The sequence below is a fragment of the Pontimonas salivibrio genome (genome assembly GCF_002950575.1).
GTDB classification, from domain to species: domain Bacteria; phylum Actinomycetota; class Actinomycetes; order Actinomycetales; family Microbacteriaceae; genus Pontimonas; species Pontimonas salivibrio.
This window is the reverse complement of record NZ_CP026923.1, coordinates 1,478,844-1,499,078: the sequence shown is the minus strand read 5'-3', so window position 1 is coordinate 1,499,078 and position 20,235 is coordinate 1,478,844. Positions and strand designations below refer to the sequence as shown.

Annotated in this window: 18 protein-coding genes; 9 read left to right on the top strand and 9 right to left on the bottom strand. The window is 58.7% G+C overall.

Going from position 1 to position 20,235, the window contains the following annotated elements; translation table 11 throughout:
* Positions 1-91: 91 nt before the first annotated feature.
* The 7 genes from C3B54_RS07500 to C3B54_RS07470 all read right to left on the bottom strand — a co-directional run bounded on the left by C3B54_RS07500 (position 92) and on the right by C3B54_RS07470 (position 7,973).
* Positions 92-1,918 carry an ABC transporter substrate-binding protein gene (locus C3B54_RS07500; protein ID WP_104913941.1) on the bottom strand — a complete coding sequence of 609 codons (1,827 nt, stop codon included), beginning with the start codon at positions 1,916-1,918 and terminating at the stop codon, positions 92-94.
* Between the two features lie 124 nt (positions 1,919-2,042).
* A complete protein-coding gene (locus tag C3B54_RS07495) occupies positions 2,043-2,318 on the bottom strand; it encodes a DUF2160 domain-containing protein (RefSeq protein ID WP_104913940.1) in 276 nt (91 codons plus the stop codon).
* A 2-nt stretch (positions 2,319-2,320) separates the two neighbouring features.
* Positions 2,321-3,169, bottom strand: coding sequence for a carbohydrate ABC transporter permease (locus C3B54_RS07490; RefSeq protein ID WP_104913939.1), 849 nt, complete (start codon positions 3,167-3,169; stop codon positions 2,321-2,323).
* Positions 3,162-4,118, bottom strand: coding sequence for a carbohydrate ABC transporter permease (locus C3B54_RS07485; RefSeq protein WP_104913938.1), 957 nt, complete (start codon positions 4,116-4,118; stop codon positions 3,162-3,164). Before C3B54_RS07485 ends, C3B54_RS07490 begins: the two co-directional genes overlap by 8 nt.
* Positions 4,115-5,200: an ABC transporter ATP-binding protein gene (locus C3B54_RS07480; RefSeq protein ID WP_104913937.1), complete on the bottom strand. Its 1,086-nt coding sequence runs from the start codon at positions 5,198-5,200 to the stop codon at positions 4,115-4,117. The genes C3B54_RS07485 and C3B54_RS07480 overlap by 4 nt, the downstream gene beginning before the upstream one ends.
* Entirely contained in the window at positions 5,201-6,289 is a 1,089-nt protein-coding gene (locus C3B54_RS07475; RefSeq protein WP_104913936.1) for an ABC transporter ATP-binding protein, read from the bottom strand.
* Positions 6,279-7,973, bottom strand: a complete 1,695-nt coding sequence (locus C3B54_RS07470) for a glycerol-3-phosphate dehydrogenase/oxidase (RefSeq protein ID WP_158665594.1) — start codon at positions 7,971-7,973, stop codon at positions 6,279-6,281. The genes C3B54_RS07475 and C3B54_RS07470 overlap by 11 nt, the downstream gene beginning before the upstream one ends.
* A 107-nt stretch (positions 7,974-8,080) precedes the next feature.
* Here C3B54_RS07470 and C3B54_RS07465 point away from each other — a divergent pair, with 107 nt between their 5' ends.
* The 4 genes from C3B54_RS07465 to C3B54_RS07450 all read left to right on the top strand — a co-directional run bounded on the left by C3B54_RS07465 (position 8,081) and on the right by C3B54_RS07450 (position 12,627).
* The gene (locus C3B54_RS07465) at positions 8,081-9,052 is read left to right on the top strand and encodes a sugar-binding transcriptional regulator (protein WP_104913934.1); all 972 of its coding nucleotides are present in this window, start codon (positions 8,081-8,083) and stop codon (positions 9,050-9,052) included.
* A 117-nt stretch (positions 9,053-9,169) separates the two neighbouring features.
* Positions 9,170-10,078, top strand: coding sequence for a hypothetical protein (locus C3B54_RS07460; RefSeq protein ID WP_158665593.1), 909 nt, complete (start codon positions 9,170-9,172; stop codon positions 10,076-10,078).
* A complete protein-coding gene (locus tag C3B54_RS07455; RefSeq protein WP_158665592.1) occupies positions 10,051-10,953 on the top strand; it encodes a PKD domain-containing protein in 903 nt (300 codons plus the stop codon). Before C3B54_RS07460 ends, C3B54_RS07455 begins: the two co-directional genes overlap by 28 nt.
* Positions 10,954-11,070: 117 nt before the next feature.
* Complete coding sequence (locus C3B54_RS07450; protein WP_245867886.1) at positions 11,071-12,627, top strand: S1C family serine protease; 1,557 nt, start codon at positions 11,071-11,073, stop codon at positions 12,625-12,627.
* A 108-nt stretch (positions 12,628-12,735) separates the two neighbouring features.
* On the opposite strand, the gene C3B54_RS07445 is transcribed toward C3B54_RS07450, so the two are convergent.
* Complete coding sequence (locus tag C3B54_RS07445; RefSeq protein ID WP_104913931.1) at positions 12,736-12,999, bottom strand: DUF3039 domain-containing protein; 264 nt, start codon at positions 12,997-12,999, stop codon at positions 12,736-12,738.
* 84 nt (positions 13,000-13,083) lie between these two features.
* Positions 13,084-14,370: a nicotinate phosphoribosyltransferase gene (locus C3B54_RS07440; RefSeq protein ID WP_104913930.1), complete on the bottom strand. Its 1,287-nt coding sequence runs from the start codon at positions 14,368-14,370 to the stop codon at positions 13,084-13,086.
* Positions 14,371-14,436: 66 nt separating this feature from the next.
* Between C3B54_RS07440 and C3B54_RS07435 the strand changes: the two genes are divergently transcribed.
* The 5 genes from C3B54_RS07435 (at position 14,437) to rdgB (ending at position 20,119) form a co-directional block, all read left to right on the top strand.
* A complete protein-coding gene (locus tag C3B54_RS07435) occupies positions 14,437-15,933 on the top strand; it encodes a cryptochrome/photolyase family protein (protein ID WP_104914341.1) in 1,497 nt (498 codons plus the stop codon).
* 87 nt (positions 15,934-16,020) lie between these two features.
* Positions 16,021-17,385: a MurL-like N-terminal domain-containing gene (locus C3B54_RS07430; RefSeq protein ID WP_104913929.1), complete on the top strand. Its 1,365-nt coding sequence runs from the start codon at positions 16,021-16,023 to the stop codon at positions 17,383-17,385.
* A complete protein-coding gene (murD, locus tag C3B54_RS07425; RefSeq protein ID WP_158665591.1) occupies positions 17,360-18,817 on the top strand; it encodes a UDP-N-acetylmuramoyl-L-alanine--D-glutamate ligase in 1,458 nt (485 codons plus the stop codon). The genes C3B54_RS07430 and murD overlap by 26 nt, the downstream gene beginning before the upstream one ends.
* On the top strand, positions 18,807-19,538 hold the full coding sequence (rph, locus tag C3B54_RS07420; RefSeq protein ID WP_104913927.1) for a ribonuclease PH: 732 nt from the start codon (positions 18,807-18,809) through the stop codon (positions 19,536-19,538). Before murD ends, rph begins: the two co-directional genes overlap by 11 nt.
* Positions 19,538-20,119: an RdgB/HAM1 family non-canonical purine NTP pyrophosphatase gene (rdgB, locus tag C3B54_RS07415; RefSeq protein WP_104913926.1), complete on the top strand. Its 582-nt coding sequence runs from the start codon at positions 19,538-19,540 to the stop codon at positions 20,117-20,119. The genes rph and rdgB overlap by 1 nt, the downstream gene beginning before the upstream one ends.
* Positions 20,120-20,235 lie beyond the last annotated feature (116 nt).

The following is a 20,235-nucleotide window of genomic DNA, read 5'->3' as shown; positions in this document are numbered from 1 at the left end:
AGACGTCTAAGTGTTCAGACATCTGGGTGTTAAGACAGTTGTGCCGGTGGGAGTAAACCCCCACCGGCACAACCGCAGGTCAACCTATCCTCTAGTCGAGGTAGGAGTTACCTTCGAACCAGCCAGCGACCAGTTCGTCATAGGGAACCGTTTCCGGTGTGCCCTTCTCATCTGCAAGAGCCGGGTATGGCGCGCCAGGCTGGTCAAGCCAGTACTGGGCGTCGCGAGGCTCGTTGAGCTTCACGCCACATTCGTCGTGAACTCCTGCGCGCTCGAGGCGCTCCATGATTTCATCCTGCTTGGTTGCAAGCTGATCCATGGCTTCCTGAGCGGTGATTTCACCGGCAGCAGCAGAACCAATGGCCTGCCACCATTCAGCCGACATCGATGGGTAGTCAGGCACGTTGGTGCCAGTCGGGGTCCAGTTCACGCGGTCTGGTGACCGGTAGAACTCAACCAACCCGCCGTAGTCGCCGGCGTTTTCGGTGAACCAATCAGAGTTGATTGTTGTGTCCCTAGCAAAGGTCAATCCTTGGATGGATTTTGCGAGGTCAACAGTCTTCGAGGTGGCGAATTGAGCGTAGAGCCAGGCGGCGTCACGCTTTTCTTCGTCGGCGTGGTTCATGAAGGTCCATGATCCAGCGTCCTGGTAGCCGAGCTTGTGCCCTTCTTGCCAGTACGCGCCGTGGGGGCTAGGAGCCATTCTCCACACGGGGTCACCGTTCTCGTCGGACATTGCCGGCGAGTCAATAGTGGCCCTGGTGAACACGGTGTACCAGAACATCTGCTGGGCAACGTTTCCTTCGCCCACGACAGGTGCAGACTCGTCGAAGTTCAGGTTCTGAGCTCCGGGAGGTGCATAGTCGAACCATTCGAGGTACTTCTCAACCGCGTAGACCGAAGCGGGTGCGTTGGTGTCTCCACCACGCTCCACTGAGGAACCTACGGGGCTGCAGTTCTCGACGCGGATACCCCACTCGTCAACGGGAATACCGTTGGGAGTGCGCTCTCCGGTTTCTGGGTCGAATACGGTGTCACCGTTTCCGGCCATTGACAGCCATGCGTCGGTGAAGCGCCATCCGAGTGAGAAGTGCTTTGCGCCGTAATCCATGTGGCCAAATACTTCTTCACCGTCGATGGTTCCATCGCCGTTGACCTGAGTCGAGAAGAACACCGCGATGTCTTCATAAGCCGACCAGTTCACGGGAACGCCCAGGGGGTAACCGTAGATGTCCTCGAACTGTTGCTGGATGTCCGGGTCGCTAAACCAGTCGTAGCGGAACCAGTAGAGGTTCGCGAACTGCTGGTCAGGCAACTGGTAGATGACACCGTCAGAACCAGTACCAAAGCTCAACCCGATGAAGTCATCGATGTCAAGGGTGGGCAGGGTCGGCGATGACTCCAGCAAGGTGCTGATGGGGTAGATGTAGTCACCGCGCTGGTGACCACCAATCGAGTCGGTGTCGTTGACGTAACCGTCATAGACCGAGGTCCGAGTTTGGATCTCGGTGGAGATGATTTCCATCACTTCACCCTCACCCATCAGGGAGTGAGTCAGGTTGATGCCAGTGAGGTCAGAAAATACTGCTGCCAGTACCTCTGATTCGTAGGCGTGCGTGGGAATGTTTTCAGACAGAACGCTGACGTCCATGCCTGCGTAGGGTTCGGCTGCTTCGACGAACCACATGAGCTCTTCCATCTGCTCTTCTTTGGTCAGCACACTGTCCGCAAAGTACTGGTCAATGTACTGCTCAGCCCTCTCTTCGACGGTCCCTTCAGCGGTTTCGATTCCCGAGTCTGTCGAACCGGTATCTCCACCCCCTCCAGTGGCGCCTGCACATGCCGACAACGCGAGTGTCGTCACGGCGGAGAGAGCCACCACATACTGCGTCCGTTTCCGAACGGTTCTGGTGCTCATAGATTTACCTTTCCTTTGTCGTCAGAGACTTTTGCTAAAGTCCCTAACTGCTGTGACATGAAACTTGAGGTCCTCAAGTTTCGTGTTTTGGGGGAGTACTTGCGGGTGCTCCCCCAAACCTTTGTTAGCCCCATTTGAGGATCACCGCCGAGACACTGGCGGCTACCAGGGCGCTCAGCAGCGCACTGGGAACCTCGAAGGCGAAAGACAACACCATCAGTAGTGCAAAAGTGATGATGGAGATGTAGAGGCGGTCGCCACGGTCGGTGACGATTCCCAAAAACCCTTTGCGCAGGATGGGGGTTCGGTAGTGGCCCCAGATGGTCATGCCGGCAATCATCACAATGATTCCGCTAAACGTGATGGCCACCGGGGTGGTCCAATACATCCAATCAAGCATCGTTACACCCTTCCCAATGCAAAGCCTTTAGCGATGTAATTGCGCACAAACCAAATGACAATCACTCCCGGGATAATCGCGATCACCCCAGCCGCGCTCAGCAGTGCCCAGTCCAAGCCGGCCGCTGTCGATGTCGTTGACATTTGCACTGCGAGGGGCATCGCTTGGGGACCAGTCAGTGTCTTGGCGATCAGGAGCTCAACCCAGCTGAACATGAAGGCGAAGAACGCAGTGACCCCAATTCCGGCACGGATCATGGGCACAAACACGGTGAGGAAGAACCGGGGGAAGGAATAGCCGTCAATTTCGGCCATTTCGTCGAGCTGTCTTGGTACCCCGGACATGAAGCCTTCAAGGATCCACACCGCCAAGGGCACGTTGAAGAGCATGTGGGCGAGGGCGACGGCGTAAGTCGTGTCAAAAAGGCCTAGTGCTTGATACATCTGGAAGAACGGCAACAAGAACACTGCAGCGGGTGCCATCCGGTTGGTGAGCAACCAGAAGAACAGGTGCTTATCTCCCGAGAAAGTGAAGCGACTAAACGCGTAAGCGGCGGGCAGGGCGACGGCGACCGAGAGCACCATGTTCATCGTCGTGTAGGTCAACGAGTTGATCAGTGCGCCGTACCACTGGGGCTCCGAGAAGAATTCAATGTATCCGCGGAAGGAAATCCTGGACGGGATGATTTCAAAGACCGTCAAAATGTCTTCGTTGTAGCGCACCGACATTGACATCAGCCACAACAGCGGAATGGACCAGATGGCCATGATGAGCCAGAACAACCAGCTCTTCCAGTCAAAATAAGTGCCCTTAGCGCCTGCTCGCGCGACGGGCGCGATGGTGTCACTCATTGGTCACTCCTGTCTTCGGGGCGGCGTCGGCTTTGCCCGCCGAGGCTTGTGCCGCTAGCGCTTTCTTTTCGGCCCTCTTCGTCGCTCCCGGGCGCTCGTCGAGCGTCAGGATGGTGAAGAAGATAAACGAGAAGATCTGGATGATGAGGAAGTAGATCAGTGAGAAGGCCGCCGCTTTACCCAAATCGAATTGGATCACCGCAATAACGGCTAGCAAAATACTCATTACTTCGGTCGCCGTACCCGGACCACCTCCGGTGAGGATGTAGGGCTCGGCGTAGATCATGAACGAGTCCATGAAACGCAGCAACAGCGCGATCATGAGCACTCGACGCAGTTTGGGCAGTTCCACAAAACGGAACACCGACACGGCGGAGGCGCCATCAATCGACGCTGCCTGATAGTAGGCATCCGGGATGGCTCGCAAACCGGCGTATACCAGGAGGGCCACCAGCGGAGTCCAGTGCCAGACGTCCATCAAGACCATGGTGAACCAAGCATCTGCCGGGGTGTTGCCGATATCGAATGGGCGGAACTGGTTCATGGTGACACCCAGTAGCCCCACGTCAGGTCGGGCGAAGACCCGCCAGGTGGTTCCCACCACGTTCCACGGGATGATCAGCGGGATGGCCACGATGACAAGCGCGGCGGCTGCTTTCCACCCGCGCCGGGGCATGAGCTTGGCGATCATGATTCCCAGCGGAATTTCGATAGCGAGAATCTGTGTGGAGAACACCAGGTTGCGCTGGAAGGCAGCGACAATGGCCGGGTCTGTGGCAATTTGCCGGAAGAACTCGAGACCAACGAAAATGCGGTTGTCGGGGCTCAGGATGTCCTGGACTGAATAGTTGGCGACCGTCATCAACGGGATGATCGCCGTGAAGGCCACCACCAACACGACAGGTAAGACGAGGAACCACGCCTTGTTGTTCTTCTTTTTGGTGTTCATCGGGCTGCCCCCGCACTCATCGGTTTCATCGTGCTCACCGCTCGTTGGTCGTGGAAGAGGAATGTGCGTTCGGGAACAAACTCAAACGCCCGGTGTTCACCGGAAGCAATCTCAAGGTCGGCATCCAATTTCGCCATAATTTTTTGGTCGGCGAGGAGCAGCTGGGCGAGTTGGAAGCCTCCGCGATTTTCGACCTTCAGGACTTCCACGTCGATGCCGCCGGTGTCGACCGGCCGGACGAATTCCGGTCGCACACCAAGCCGGTGCGGTCCGGAAAGCGAGGTATCCGCAACGGGCCCCAGGTTCACACCGTGGGCAACTACTTGACCACCTGTGACTTCGGCATCGAGGAAGTTCATTCCGGGTGAGCCGATGAAGTAGCCACTGAATTCGTGGCTTGGCTCCAGGAACAGGTCGTCGGCGGAGCCCACCTGAACCACTTCACCGTCTTTCATCAACAACACATCGTCGGCAAAGGTGAGTGCTTCAGTCTGGTCGTGGGTGACGTAGACGAGGGTGACACCGGTCGCGAGGTGGAGGCGCTTCAGGCGGTTACGAAGTGTCCATTTGAAGTTCTGGTCGATGACCGTGAGCGGTTCATCAAAGAGGATGGCGGCGACATCTTCCCGCACGAGGCCTCGACCGAGACTCACAATTTGTTGGAGATCGGAGCGCAGTTTGCCGGGGCGGATATCGAGTTGATCTTCCAAACCGAGTAGTTCGGCGATGTGGGCAACGCGTTCTTTAATTTTCTCGGCTGGAACTTTCCGGTTTTTGAGAGGGAATTCGAGGTTTTTCCGTACGCTCATCGTGTCGTAAAGCACGGGGAACTGGAACACTTGGGCGATGTTTCGCTCTTCGGTGGGTTTATCCGTGATGTCGACACCGTCGATGAGGATGCGGCCCTGGGAGGGCTTGATGATCCCGGACATGATGTTCAACAGCGTGGTCTTCCCGCAGCCGGAGGGTCCCAAAAGCGCATAGGCTTTGCCGTCTTCCCAGGTCATGCTGATTTCTTTGAGGGCAAACGTGGCGCCACCGTCGTAACTGTGGGCAATGTTTTGCAGTTCTATGGTTGCCATTTATGCACTCCCTCTCGTCGGAGCAAACAGGGCCTCACCGCTGTCTGCGTCAAAGCCGTGCAAGTCTTGGGGGTCGAAATACGCGGTGACGGATGTGTCGGGGTCCATCGGGAAGGCCCCATCGAGTTCGATCACGGCGTATTCGCCTGTGGGAAGTTCCAGGTGGAGGAAGGTGATACTCCCGGTCACTTCCGCCAGTTGAACACTGCCGTGGAACTCGACCTCCGTTTCGTGGCTTCGTTCCATTCGAATGCGGTGGGGGTGGATACCGAGTTGGTAGGTCTTTCGATCACCAATTGACGGATGGTCGAACGTGAAGGTGGCGTCACCGAAGGATGCTTGGGCACCCTCATGGGTGGAGGTGACGAGGTTGATGGGCGGATCGCTCAACACTTTGGCCACCTCAACCGTGTCGGGGTGTTGGTAGAGGTCTAGGGCGGGGCCCTCTTGGACGAGTCGACCCTTGGAGAGCACGAAAGTTTTGACCCCAAAGTCGAGGGCTTCTGCGGGTTCAGCGGTCGAGTACATCACAATGTTGTCCGCATCGGCAAAGATTCGCTGGAGTTCGTCGCGCAATTGTTCGCGCAATTTGTAGTCGAGGTTGGCTAGTGGCTCGTCCAATAACAAAATGTCGGCTTTTCTCGACAGTGCGCGTGCGATGGCAACGCGCTGCTGCTGCCCACCGGAAAGCTGCGAGGGTTTCCGCGTCAGCAGGGGGGTGAGTCCCAACAGTTCCGCCAGTTCTTCCACCCGCTCGGCAATGGCCTCTTTGGAGGGTTTGTCTTTGGAGACTTTCAAGGGCGAGGCGATGTTGTCGAAGACGGACATTGCGGGGTAGTTGATGAATTGTTGGTAGACGAAGGACACCGAGCGATCGCGCACCGTCGTTTTCGTGATGTCGGTACCGTTCAGGAGAATCTGGCCTTCGGTGGGGGGAACCAAACCGGCGATGAGGCGCATCAGTGTGGTTTTGCCCGACAGCGTTGGTCCCACCAGGACGTTCATCCCGGTGTGGAACGTTGCCGAGATGTCATAGAGCAGATCGTCCGTGCGATCAGACAGGCTCACGTTTCGCAGTTCAAGCGTCATCAGTCAGTGACCTTTCCAGGGGAATTGAGGACACTTGGCGGTCACGCTCTGTGGCTGACCAACCCCGAACATCCCCAATGATGTGGGCGAGCTCAGCAAGACTACGTGGGGAAATGCGACCCGTAAAACCAAGTGTGGTGCGACGGTAGACGAGATCCGCCAAGGTGTGGACCTGTTCTCTCAGGACCACTGCGCGAACTTCTTCGACGGAGTAGTCCGGCGTGTGCTCCAGGGCGCTATCAACACTGTGGTCCATCAGCTGAAGAAGTTCTGCAGCCACCGTGCCGTAGCGGGTGAGCAGTTGGTCGGCTCGTGTCGCGTCGAAATCGCCGCGGTGGGTGTCAATCCAGGCTTGTCGACCCCTCTCGGTTTCGGGGAAGCCCGTTCCGCCGCCGATGGCCAGGTCATTGGTGCCTGAGGTGCGTGGGCGACCCAGTTCGGCGAGGACGTCGTCGGTGATGTGTTCGCCGATGGCGCGGAAAGTGGTCCACTTTCCACCAACCAGGCTCAACATGGTGGTGTCTTTATCGAGACGGTCGCGCACAATGCGGTAGTCGCGCGAGATGACGCCGGGGTTCACATCACCCGCGGCAGGCAGCGGGCGAACTCCGGAGTAGCGGTAGACAATGTGGGAGCGATCCAGGGCGATGTCGGGAAAGACGTATCCGACGAGGTCGAAAAAGTAGTCCACTTCTTCTTCGGTGCATTCGACGTCGTTGGGGTCATCGACGGGAATGTCCGTCGTGCCGAGCAGGACGCGGTCTAACAGTGGGTACATCAGGACAATCCGGCCGTCTTTATTTTCGAAAAAGATTTCCCGACCGTTACACGCGGCGTGTAGTTCGGGGTTGTCCAGTACGACGTGTGAGCCCTTGGTGCCACCCATGTAGTGCGAGTCGACACCTAGGGCCCGGTTTGTGAGGTCAGTCCAGGGGCCTGAGGTGTTGACCACCACGGTGGCGCTCAGATTTAGGGTGTCACCGCTTAGTTCGTCGGTAAGGGTGGTGTGGCCGTCTTCGTGAGCACTCGCGGTGACGTAGTTCACGGCGCGGGCGTGGGGTCCGGCTGCCAGTGCGTCTTGGAGCAGGTCGATGGCGAGCCGCTCAGGGTTTTCGATGGCGGCGTCGTAGTAATGCGCGGAATATTTGACCCGCTTGTTGATGCCGGGGATGGTGGCGAGTGTTTTTTCCCGCCCGAAGAACTGGTGGCGGGGCATCCGGCCCTGGTTGCGCCCAAACGTGTCATACAAGATGAGGCCGATTTTGATCAGTGCGGCGCCGCGTTCTTTGGGTTTGCCGGGGCGGTGGGTGAGGATTTTGAAGGGGGCGGAGAGAATTCCGGAAAACAGCGAAAAAATCGGAATCGTTGTTTTGAGGGGTTTGACGAAGTGTGGGGCATTTGCCAGCAGGCGGTTTCGCTCCAGTAGTGATTCACGCACGAGACGGATTTCGCCGTTTTCGAGGTAGCGAATACCTCCGTGGATCATGTGTGAGGAGGCGGCTGATGCTCCCGAGCAGTAGTCGGCTTTGTCGACGAGGACGACTTTGACGCCTTGGAGGGCAAGCTCCCGAAACACGGCGAGACCGTTGATCCCGCCGCCGATGACGAGGACATCGGTGCTGGGGTCATCTGACCAGTCAGCCAGTCTGCTGTGTGCCGTTTCCGGCAGTGAACGAATAGCCACGAACACCCTTCCCGCACCATTGCGCGATGTCTTTGTATTCGCAGAAGCATGTAGCAAGAATGAACTTCCTCTCAATCCATTTGCACGAACGTGCAAGAATGTCGGCTATGGCACCCCGAGCTCAAGACACCCTGCGAACCAGAGACGCACTCAAAGCTGCCCAGCTTTACTACCTCCAAGACCTCACAATGGAAGCCATCGGCAGTGAGTTGCGGGTGAGCCGCTCGACCGTTTCCCGCCTACTTGCAATGGCCAGATCCCAGGGAATTGTTGACATCCGGGTGCACTCACCCGAAGACGCCCCACGGCGGATCGAAGGTCTGATTAAGGAGTTGTACGGCGTCAACGCCTACCTCGTGCCGGTGCCTGACCGAACCTCGCATGTTGACCGGCTCGAGCGCGTTGCCCTCAGCGCCGCACGAATGCTCGGACAATTTTTCTCCCCCAATATGACCCTCGGGATCGCCTGGGGGTCCACCCTGAGTGCGATTAGTCGACACCTCATCAAGAAAACCGTTAACAATGCTGAAGTCGTTCAGCTGAACGGTGCCGGCAACGACCACACCACCGGAGTCACCTACGCCAGCGAAATCCTGCAGCGCTTTGGTGAGGCCTACCAAGCCCGGGTGCAGCACTTCCCGGTACCCACCTTTTTTGATAACGCCAAAACCAAAGAACTGATGTGGCAAGAGCGCAGCACCGAAAGAGTGCTAGCGCTCCAACGTCGGATGGACCTCGCACTATTTGGCCTCGGATCGATGACCGCCGATGTGCCCAGCCAGGTCTACACCGGTGGCTACCTGAACGGTCGAGAAATCCAACAGTTGCGGGATGAAGGAATCGTCGGCGACGTCGCCACCGTGTTTTACCGCGCAGATGGGACCTGGACAGACATTGAAGTAAACGCTCGCTCCAGCGGGCCAGGTTTACACGTCATCTCCCAGGCGCCCCGACGACTCTGCGTGGTCAGTGGTCAACGCAAACTAGAAGCCCTCCGCGGAGCGCTCGCGGCGGGGGTCATGACCGACCTGATTATTGATGACGGCACCGCACGCGAATTAGTCGGCTTCGCCGGTTAATAGGCACCTCGGGCTTCACGGACCGTAGCTCCCACCAGTGAGCACCGCACCACACACCCGCACTGGGGTGGGGATAACTTGCCCCCGCCATCGGACTCGGGCCCTACTCTGCCCGACATGTCAGTGCGAGAACGAAAACGCCACCGCCACCACGGCTATCACCACCCGCGTGCGACGTGGTTCAGCACCCTCTGGGTAGGGTTGTGTGCCCTCAGCCTGGTCTCCTGTGTGGGCGCTCAAGGGCAGATTGCTGACGCGGGAGACACCACAGAGTTATTCGATCCAATCCCTGCCGGTGTTGAGAGCCTTGAGGGGGGCAACTCCGACGGCCCTGACGGGGGCCTCAGCGGCGATGAACAGCCCACTGCCCGAGAGGAAACCACCACTCGGCAAGGTGCGACACCAGCGATCGAGACACCGTCTCGGTCTGAGGCCACACCCCAGGCAGCCGCGGCAGTCAGTCAGTATCTGGCACTCACCGATGAGGTGGGTGCGACAGGTGGCGTCGCCGTCGATGCTATGGCCGACGGTGTCACCCCCGAATGGTTAGCAGTGGAGGAGCGCGGTTTTGCCGACTACCGGGAACGTCGCATCAAAACCCTGGGACACACGGAGTTCTTTGCCCTCAGTGTCCAGTCAGTCCGCTGGAGCCCCCACAACATGTGGGAAGTGGCGGCCTTCGCCTGCATTGACTCGCGCAGAGTGTGGGTAGTGCCCGCAGATTCCCCTGACACCCCGGAAGGACTCGTTGAATGGTTGGCCTCCACCTCCACAGGTGGCGACGGGAAGACCACACTCTCGGAATCCGGTGGTGTCGGCGAGGCCGTTGATCCCGTCGCCGATTCGCCAACAGAGGCAGACCTTGCCCTGTGGCAAGAATTTATCGACGAAGCCAACCCCGATGCGGGACCCCTCGAGCCGGTGTTGTTGTGGTTAGTCGGGTCAGAGCTTGACCAGTTGAAAGTCGATGCAACGCAAACCTGGAGGGGGTACCACCCGTGTGGCACAGACAATCCGGTGGGGTAGGCCCGGTGTTTCATCTGATGATGTTTCGCCCCATAGTGTTTCACCTCGTGGTGTTAACCGCACTGATGGTGAGCGCTGTGGTGGTCACAGGGTCTGTGGCCTATGCGCAGTGTTCCCAAGCGGAGCGCACTGCCGGTTCCTGCACTGACACCACCACGCAGTGGACTACTGACAATGATGGCGACCAGGTCACCATCATCCGGGAGGAGAGCAACGCCGGATCTGAAGGCGACCAGAGCGGAAGTGGAACTCCCGGCACCAGTGCTGGTTCCAGTGGCCAGTCGGGACCCACCAGCCCGCCGCCCATCCGGCAAGAGGCGGAACTCGGTTCCACAGAGTGTGAAATCAAAGTGCAGGGACTCTGCCGCGGTGCTGCCCCCAGCAAAAACCCTCCGGTCGAACAGGTCACCAACACCCCACCAACCCCTCCGCGGTATGCCTCAGAGTTGGAAAGCTTTCGACCCGATCGGCCCTCGATTGTGTTTGAGCCCAACGGTTGGAGTGTGCCCACCTTGCCCACCAACATGATTGCGGGTGCCTCCCGCCACACGGTGCGCGGCGAGCTACTGGGTTGGCCGGTGGAGGTTCGCTTCCAACCGGTGACCTACCACTGGAGCTTTGGTGATGGTGCGTCTCGAACGGTGAGTGTTCGAGGAGACTCGTGGTCCAGCCGGAATGTGCCGCAGTTCGCTGCGACTCCCACCTCGCATCGTTATCTGCGACCCGGGAACTACCGGGTGGACCTTGTGGTGGACTACCGGGTCGAATTCCGTTTCGAAGGTGACGAATTTGACGACATTGACGGTTATGTGAGCGCCACAGCGTTGTCTCGAAATATGGAGGTGTTGAGCGTCTCACCCCTGCTGGTCAAATGAGATCACTAGACTTTTCGGATAACCTCCCCAGCGATTACCCGCGTGACACCAACGCTTTACTAAGGCTTTGCCAAGCTTTGGCCCGCACACTGTGGGGAGCCGAAGGGATGGTTGTTGATGTCAGAGCGCAATGGGGATATCGAAAACCCCAATAAACCGGAATCGTCCGGATCCGACCAACCCACGCCAGGTGTGCCAACAGATCGGTCCGATAGCTCCGGGTCGCCGGAGGTGCAACCACTGAGCGCTGGCACTCCCGACAAGGCTCCCACCGAGGCGAGCCGATCTGATGCGGCCGGCACTCCGCCAGAAGCCGAGGCTGTTGCATCAACAGAATCGGAGCACTCCGTCGCCGCCCCCGCTTCGGAAAACGCGGAGAGTGGCGCGGAGACTGGCGCGGAGAGTGGAAGCGAGCAGTTGGGCCGGTCCGGCTACACCGGGTCACCCTTCCACCAGAGCAGGTATCAGGGTATTCGCGATGCGGTGCTCGCCAGTGAGCGGCAACAAAAGCGTCAACGCCAGGGCGCTCGCCTTCGTCGATTGGGCGCAGTGATGACCCTGGTGGTCGGTTCTGTATTAGGTGGTGTCGCCGGGGCTTCTTTTGCCGTGTGGCAGTTGACCTCTGAAGGCCTTGTCACAGCGGGAGTAACCAGCCCACAAACGGTAACGGTCAATCAAGTTGATGACGCGACCCTCATCTCAGCGGTCGCCGCCCAAGCGATGCCGTCTGTGGTGACCCTTGAAGTGGCAGGAATGGGCACCGCCGGGAGTGGATCCGGTGTGATTATCAGCTCAGAGGGCCACATCATCACCAACGCTCACGTCGTCAGCGTGGGTGGTGCCGAAAGCAACCCCCGGATTCGGGTCTCCACCACTGATGGTCGACTGTGGTCGGGCGAAGTGGTGGGAAGTGACCCACTGTCGGATATCGCTGTCATCAAAATTGACACCGGAGCGGGCCTCACTCCTATCCCCCTCGGGGATTCTGACCAACTAAACGTCGGCGACGAAACGGTCGCGATCGGCGCACCGTTGGGGCTTTCGAACACGGTGACCAACGGAATCGTGTCCGCCCTGAACCGGTCGATTACGGTCGGCTCTTCAGAAACACCCGAAGATGGGCCTAACCTTTTCGACTTCGATTTGCCCTTCGGACAGTCGGGCAATGTGGGCACCGTGTCACTGCCGGTCATCCAAACCGACGCATCAATCAACCCCGGCAACTCCGGGGGCGCACTTCTCAACACGAAGGGTGAACTAATCGGCATCAATGTGGCGATTGCCTCCAACCAAGTCGGTTCCCAGGGTGCGGGAAGTATCGGCCTCGGTTTTTCCATTCCCTCCAACTACGCGATGCGTGTGGCGAACGAGCTGATTGCGACCGGTGACGCCAGCCACGGTCTTCTCGGCGCAACAGTGACCGATGCGGCGTTCGATGAGAACGCTTCCGTCTCCGGTGCCGCGATCGACAGTGTGAGTCCTGGCGGAGCCGCCGACAAGGCGGGACTTCGAGCGGGGGACATTGTGACGCGGTTTAATGGCCTACCCATTACCAACCGAATCGACTTGACCGCACAAGTGCGCACTGTGCCGGGCGGAACAGAGACCACTCTCACCTACGTGCGCGGCAGTCAGTCTTACACCGTGCGGGTCACCCTCGACGAACTGCCGTAATCCCAGTCGACACCGGATCTGGCAGAGGAATCTGCTGAGATTTTTCGATCGAGAAAAATGACCCCTGGGTGAAAATGGCCCCTAGATGAAGAAACGGGAGAGGACTCTTTACTTCTTCATGCTTTCGTAGATTTTTTTACACTCAGGGCATACCGGAAATTTTTCTGGATCTCGCCCTGGGGTCCACACTTTTCCACACAGTGCCCGAACGGGCGACCCGCTAAGAGCCGAGTCCATAATCCGGTTCTTCTTGACGTAGTGCGAAAAGCGTTCGTGATCGCCGTCTTCTAGCTGCTCCTCGTTGAGGAGTTTTTCCAACTCGCGATCGAGCACATCAACGCCACCAGCGGTGGTTTCTTCGGGATCAGCCATACGGTCAGTCTAAAACGGGTTGCTACAAAACTCATCCCAGTGCGTGGACATTGCCGCGGGTTCGTGACCGTTTGTTGACCACCGTCAATTGATGACGGTCTCGATGGCAGGCTCACCGTCTGCCAACCGAAAGGCATGTGGTGGAAGCTCTGCGATGGCGTGCAGATGGTGCTCGCGTGCTGCGCTCAGTGAGGTGTCGTGCTCGAGCCTCTCACCGTTACTCATGTAGTCGACAAGTAACTCTCGTGATTCGGTGATGTCCGGGTGCAATGTCTCGCCGGTCATCACCTGTTCGTACTGGGCGATACCGTCTTTGATCACACGAACAGCCTTTTTTTGGCCGCCGGGGTTAGCTTTGCCGACACTGGTTTTACTGACTGAGACCTGTTGCCCTGAATCGTCTTGTCGGGATACCAGTTTGTAGACAAGCCCGGCAGCAGGATGACCCGAGCCGGTCACGACGGAAGTGCCCACCCCGTAAGCATCTACCGGGGAGGCTTGGAGAGCCGCAATCGTGTATTCGTCCAAATCGTTGGTCACCACAATTCGTGTGGAGGTGGCTCCTAACCGATCCAGTTGTTCACGGACCTGGCGCACCACCACCGGTAAATCACCCGAATCGATGCGGACAGCACCCAGGTTGGGCCCAGCGACGCTAATTGCTCGCTCCACCGCCCGCTCCACATCGAAGGTGTCGACCAGCAAGGTGGTGTCACTCCCCAGCGTGGCAATTTGCGCCCGAAATGCTTCTTCTTCTGAATCGTGAAGCAAAGTAAAAGCGTGTGCGGCGGTGCCGAGGGTGGGAATACCAAAGCGTCGGCCTGCTTCTAAGTTGCTGGTGTGTGAAAAACCCACCAGATAGGCCGCCCGTGCGGCTGCCCAGGCGGCGTGTTCACTGGTGCGCCTCGAGCCCATTTCGATCAGTGGGCGGCCTCCTGCCGACTGCACCATGCGACTCGCGGCACTGGCAATCGCGGTGTCGTGGTTCAACACACTCAGTACGAGGGTTTCCACCAAGCAGGCTTCTTCGAATGTCCCTTCCACCTGCAGGATGGGGGAGTGGGGGAAGTAGATTTCGCCCTCACGGTAACCGCGGATGGTGCCCGAGAATCGGTAGTCAGCGAGCCAGTTGAGGGTGTCTTCTCCGACCACAGAGTTGTCGGAGAGGAAAGCGAGTTCTTCATCACCGAAGTGAAATTTCTCAATTTCGTCAATGAGCCGTTGGGTGCCGGCAACAACGCCGTAGCGGCGGCCGGAGGGTAGTCGGCGGGCGAACACTTCGAATACGGAGCGCCTCGAGGCGCGCCCGCTGTGGCGGGCGGCGTCGACCATTGTTAATTCGTAGTGGTCGGTCAGTAGCGCGCTGGACATGTGCTCAGCTTACAAACCACAGCGTGTGCCCGGCGGGTCACCATTTTTGCTCCCTACACTGCCGCTATGTCCGCCACCCCACGTTTTCTCACCTCCGACCAGCTGGGTCCACATTTTGACGATGGCGGGCCGATTATCGTCGTGGACAACCGCGGGGTGTTTGCCAGGCGCACCATGCATCGGCAGAAAGCCCATCTGATTCTCTCTGCGCTGTATCACCGGATTGCCCAGTGGGGTGATCGGGTGGAGGTCCACCAAGCCAGCTACTACCGTGAGGTGCTGCGCGGCAGAGATATCGAAGTGATTAACCCCACCTCCCACGGTTTGCGCCACATGGTGACAGAACTCTCTCGGGATGCGGCGATTACCGTGTTGCCTTCCAGAGGTTTTGTGACCAGTGAAGAAGATTTTTCCACCTGGGTGTCGGGGAAGAAACCTAGCCAGTTGTTGATGGAAACGTTTTATCGCGATGTGCGACACCGTGAGGGCTACCTGATGGTGCCAGATGCGAGTACTGGCGGGTATCTTCCCGAAGGGGGCGCATACAACTTTGATGCCGACAATCGCCAATCACCCCCCAAAGGTCAGACAACGCTCGGGTTACCCGAGCCGAAGTGGCCCGTAGAAGACGAGATTGATGCGTGGGTGCGCGCTGAGCTGGACCAGATGGAAGCCTCCGGCCAGGCCAGTTTCCTCGGCCACGATGGCCCGCGAGTATTCGCCGCCACCCGCGAAGAAGCCCTTGAGGCTCTGGACGATTTTCTGGACCACCGACTGGAACTTTTTGGCCCCTTCGAAGACGCTGCGATGCCCGACGACTGGTCGATGGCGCACTCTTTGCTCAGTGTCCCCATGAATGTGGGTCTACTCGATCCCCGCGAAGTGATCGATCGGGCGCTTGAGCGCTATCGCGAGGGTGGTGTGCCGTTGAACAGCGTGGAGGGCTTTATCCGTCAGATTGCTGGCTGGCGCGACTGGGTGTGGCACTTGTACTGGCATTTAGGGCCCGACTACGTCGAGACCTCAAATTACCTTTCTCACCACACGCCCCTGCCCGAAGAGTTCGCCCAGTTGAAGCCGGAGTTGGTTCGCTCCCACTGCATCAAAACGGTGTTGCAAGAAGTGCAGCAGCGTGGCTGGAGCCATCACATCAACCGATTAATGGTGTTGGGTAATCACGCCCTCCAACGCGGTATCGATCCGGCTGCGCTGAATCAGTGGTTCGTGGATGCTTTTGTGGACGGGACGCCCTGGGTAATGCCCGCCAACGTGGTCGGTATGAGCCAGCACGCCGATGGGGGTGTGGTAGCCACCAAGCCATACACCTCCGGTGGTGCCTACATCAAAAAAATGACCCAATACTGCCAGGGGTGCCCATTCCGTCCAGATGTTCGAGTCGGTGAGAACGCGTGTCCTTTTACAGCGGGATATTGGGCGTTTCTCAACCGACACCGTGAGGTTCTTCGACGAAACCATCGAATGTCGAAACCCTTGGCGGGCCTCGGCCGACTGTCTGACCTGGAGCCTTTACTGGAGCAGGAGGCTACGCGGCAGGCGTGGTAGCGCTCTCACCCGAGCGGCTCTGGCCTAAGATTGGCACTGCTCCGAGCGTGAGGTCGGGGAGTCAATCAGGGGAGGGTGAGCTGGTCTATGGCGTTTGACCCCACCGCCTACACCACCTTTTCCTACCGGGAATACCGTTTTTCTGATTCCCGCTTTGAGGCCACTTTTCACTACCAGCTCGCGGGTGGGTCGGTCACACCCCTTGACTTCACCGAAACAGTCCAATTCACTCCAGGCATCGCTGATCGTGTCGACACTCCTCGGTTGGAATCACTGTTGGCACTCCTCGGTGCCGTGTTGGGTCTCAGCTACTACAAACTGGCCGCACCCGATGAGTACGTCATTGAACAGCCGGGGCTTACCCGGGAAGCCGAAGAGTATCTGGCGCTGCTGATCTCGGAGGGGATGGCCGAGTTTGCCTACCGAAACGGTTTTTCTGTCCCCCTCCAACCGGCCATCATCAACAAAGCCGCTGGTGTGGCATCGGCGTGGCCCGAGGCGAGTTGGCGGGAACACACCGGTGACCCCATTGTCCCCATCGGTGGGGGTAAAGATTCGGTGGTCAGTGTGGAGCTGTTGCACCATCACCGCCTGCACCCCATCCAATTTGCGGTAAACGCTAACCCCACGATTCACCGTGTCGCACGAGCAAGCGGTCACCCACTGGTGACCGCGAAGCGCACGATCGATCCGCGTCTACTCGAGCTCAACACCGAAGGTGGCCTGAATGGGCATGTCCCTGTCACCGCGATGAATTCGCTGATTGCGCTGTGTCAGTCGCGCATTCTCGATGGGGGACCCGTGGTGATGTCTAACGAATCCTCGGCGTCTGATTCGACTCTCGAAGTGGATGGTTGGTCGATTAACCACCAGTGGTCAAAGTCGTGGGAGGCCGAAAAAGCCCTCCACGACGTGTTGGGGCCCCAAGCCGGGTTAAGACCGGAGCACTACTTTTCTCTCCTTCGACCCTTTAGTGAATTGCGTATCGCCGGAGCGTATGCGAACTATTCGCAGTACCACCGGGTGGCAACCAGCTGTAATCGTGCGTATCGACTGGATGCCGGCGATGTCAGCTGGTGCGGTGAATGCGATAAGTGCCGGTTTGTCTACCTCGTGCTCTCGGCATATCTCTCCCCGCAAGCACTCCGGGGAATCTTTGGTCGAGACCTGTTGGATGAGCCCGAACAAATCCCCGGCTACGAAGAACTGTTGGGCCTTGCCCGACACAAACCCTTCGAATGCGTGGGAACCGAAGCCGAGTCTCTGGTGGCACTGAGCGTGGCCGCCAGGCGACAAGACTGGTCCCAACACCGCGTGGTCGCCCACTTCGACCAAGTAATTCCGGGACTTTCCGACGTGCACGATGACCTTGAACACCAGGTCTGGGCTGCCTCAGAAAACAGCGCGACATTACCCGCCGGCTACCGTGAGGCTCAGGGTGCGCTTCGCTGAGCGTGGACTGACACCGTCAGATCTTGCTGGAGCCACGGTCGCCATTGTGGGGATTGGCCGAGAGGGCCAGGCCGTCGCTCGAATGCTGGAGCGGGATGTTCCCACTGCGACACTGCTCGCACTCGACCAGGCCGATGGGGAACACGCCAGTGTATGGCGAGCGTCTTTTGACATTCCCCTCCACATAGCAACCGGTGAGCAGGACGCCGCGTCGGGCGTTTTGTCCAGTGGGATCGACATCGCCGTAGTCTCCCCCGGAATTCCTCCCCGTAACCCGCTGCTTCGTGCACTCCAGGCAGCCGATGTCACGATCACTTCTGGAACCGACCTGTTTTTTTCGCTGAACCATGAGCGAATCATTGGTGTGACCGGCAGTAAAGGAAAATCGACCACGAGCGCGGTTGTTCACCACCTGTTGCGTGCCCACGGCGTGGATGCGGTCTTGGGAGGAAATGTCGGTGTGCCGCTGTGGGACCTGCCGGAGGCGACGTGGGTTGTCGCCGAAGTATCCAGCTATCAGGCAACCGGCTTGCACTTTTCACCCCACACAGCAGTACTGACCGCACTGTTTGAAGAACATATTGACTGGCACGGCAGCTTTGAGGCCTACGCCACCGACAAATTAAACCTGGTCGGGCACGGCCCCACCCACGTGGTGGTCAACACCACACAACAGACTCTGATGACCGAGTTAACGGCGCGGTACTCGAATCTGCCTCTCATCACGGTGGGGGAGGGTTCAGCCTGGCACATCGAACGAGTAGACGACCGGGCCTTTATCGCCCACCATGACCAGCAGTTGATCGCCCTCGATGCACTTCCCGTTGTGGGAGAACATAACGCCTGGAATGTGTTGTTGGCGCTCGCTGCGGTGGAGACGGTGATCACTCTGGATCCCAGTGTCATTGCGGACGCACTGGCGTCCTTTCATCCCCTACCCCACCGCATGCAACCCGTCTCGGACCCGTCTGGCGTGCGGTTTATCAACGATTCGTTGGCGACCAACCCGCCAGCGCTCGCTGCCGCGCTGCGCTCGCTTCGCAGCGAACGAGTAATCGCGTTGGTGGGTGGCCGCGACCGGGGTGTCGATGATGAGTCGTTGCGACAAGAACTCGTCGAGCACCCCCCTGCGGCGCTGATCGGGCTACCAGACTCTGGTCCCGACCTGTTACGGAAGGTTCGGGGTTGGCTCACCGACGCCGGAGTTGACCAGGGTCGCTGGCCGCGGTTAGAAGTTGCCGCGGACATGGATGATGCGGTGGCCGCAGCACGCACCATCGCCGGGCCCGGAGACGTAGTAACGCTGTCGCCCGGTGCTCCAAGTTTTGGCCGATACCGTGACTACCAAGAGCGAGCAGAAGATTTCATCCGTGCAGTGGAACACACTGCACCACACGGCACCCACGAGAGGACACCACCCCATGGCGCTTAAACGGTCCAACGGACGAGATAACCGCACCCTGCGCGAGGTCACCATTGAACGCGGTTGGTCAGAAAACGCCGAAGGAAGCGCGTTGGTGAGCTTTGGCAACACCCGGGTGTTGTGTACTGCATCATTTCAACCGGGCGTTCCGCGCTGGTTGAAGGGCCAAGGCACGGGCTGGGTCACCGCCGAATACGGGATGCTGCCTCGCTCCACCAATTCGCGGATGGACCGTGAGGCGGTGAAAGGCAAAGTGGGTGGGCGCACACACGAAATTTCTCGGCTTATCGGCCGCTCCCTCAGGGCCGTCGTGTCCTACCCGGAACTGGGCGAAAACACCATCGTGATCGACACCGACGTCTTGCAGGCCGATGGGGGAACAAGAACCGCGGCAATCACCGGAGCTTATGTTGCGCTCGCCGACGCGATTGCGTGGGCGAAAAAGCAGGGACACGTCCCCGAGGGCGCGAAAGTACTGATCGACGAGGTCGCGGCAATCAGTGTGGGCATTGTTGCGGGTGAACCAGCGCTCGATTTGGACTACAACGAAGACTCCACCGCCGAGACCGACATGAATGTGGTGGCGACAGGCCGAGGACTCCTGGTCGAAGTACAGGGCACCGCTGAGGGGCAACCCTTTTCGAAAGACGAATTGGGCGACCTTGTCGACCTTGCGCTGGAGGGTATCTCGACCCTGGTCGACATTCAACGAACAACATTGGCGTCGTAATGCAGCTGGTTTTCGCCAGTCACAACGCCCACAAGCGCGGTGAAGTCCAGGCCATCATGGCCGACGTGTGGCCGTCGGTAGACATTGTGGGGCCCAAGGGTGACCCCCCAGAGGAGGACGGCGATACTTTTACCGAAAACGCGTTGATTAAAGCCCGTGCGGGTTTTATTGACAGCGGGCAACCCACGATTGCCGATGACTCCGGGATTTGTGTTGACGCTCTTGGCGGTGCTCCCGGTATCCATTCCGCTCGGTACAGCCCCAGTGGTGAGGACACCGACAACGTGTCGCTCTTATTAGAAAACCTCAATGGCGTGACTGACCGCCGGGCATATTTTGTCTGTGTGGCCGCACTGGTTGATGGCGACGGAGAAGTGACTATCGAACGTCGCTGGTACGGGACCATCGCGGATGCCCCCCACGGCGGGGGTGGTTTTGGCTACGACCCGGTCTTTATCCCCGATGGCCAAGAACACACCGCAGCCGAGATGACCGCAGAGGATAAAAACCGTGTCAGCCACCGAGGTCAAGCCTTTCAAGCCTTAGCCGGGGCCCTTGTTGAGCGCTATCAGGGCGTGTAAGCAACCTCTATGGGGTCTCGGTAGCAGCTGTCCCCAGGGCAGCGATACCGGCCTTATGTCTCTTCTTTGCCAGGTTCTTCCCGGCCCGCCTGAATCACCGCGTTGCTAAGCTCGGG